The following is a 1,012-nucleotide window of genomic DNA, read 5'->3' on the forward strand; positions in this document are numbered from 1 at the left end:
CAGCGTGCTGTGTTACTTCCAGGCTTCGCCACTTTAGTGCAGGCTCGCCGCCATACCCCGCCGAAACAGGTTCGTTAACCTACGGACCGACAGTTCGCTTCCGGTTACTCCCCACCCCGCCTCGCGACGACGCAGTTACCTTCAGCTACGGAGCTGTGGCCAACTCCGACAGGGACTTTCACCCTGCAGATGGCCCGCCATCACGGGCGTACACTAAACCGCTGACGCGGTAGTGGGAGGTGGGCACAGGTCTATGGCTGACGTTCCATGAAGAGGGTTATCTGGCGCTGAACCCCGGCGAGGTGATGAGCGATATCGCCAGGAGCAGTATGTGAACGCCCAGCTGGGCATTCCGTCCACTGCTTCCAGGAGGCTCGCCATGACGCCACTGCGCCAACGCATGTTGCATGACATGCAGATCCGCAACCTTGCGGATAATACCAGGCAATCCTAGCTGATTAAGGTATCCCGCTTCGCCCGCCACTTCCGCCCTTCGCCTGAACTGCTGGGTCCCGAGGAGATCCGGGCCTAGCTCGTCTACCTCCGCGAAGAGCGCAAGCTGGCACCCGCCAGTCTTGGCGCAACGATCGGCGCACTGCGCTTTCTCTATCGCGTGACGCTCAAACGCGACTGGAGCGACGAGGACTTTCCCTTGCCGAGGAAGCCGGTTCGACTGCCAGTCATCCTCAGCCTGGAGGAGATCACCACCTTCTTTGGGGCGATCGCCAGTCTCAAGCACCGCACCATCCCGATGACTGCGCACGCTGCCGGACTGCGGGTGTCAGAAGTCGTGCATCTGAAGGTCACCAATATCGACAGCAAGCGCATGGTCATCCGTGTGAGCCAGGGGAGAACCATAAGGATCGCTACGTCATGCTCTCGCCGAGGCTGCTTGAGATCCTGCGAACGTACTGGCACGATGCTCACCCGCGGGACTGGCTGTTTCCAGGCAACATTCCCGGACGGCCCATCAGCCGCGATGCCGTGGGCCACGGCATGCCAGCTTGCACGT

Annotated in this window: 1 pseudogene; it reads left to right on the forward strand. The window is 61.2% G+C overall.

Annotated elements, in window-relative coordinates:
• Positions 1-613: 613 nt before the first annotated feature.
• A pseudogene (locus HV796_RS45290) lies at positions 614-1,012 on the forward strand (integrase); the annotation flags it as partial.

It is taken from the genome of Paraburkholderia humisilvae (assembly GCF_902859855.1).
Lineage (GTDB): Bacteria > Pseudomonadota > Gammaproteobacteria > Burkholderiales > Burkholderiaceae > Paraburkholderia > Paraburkholderia humisilvae.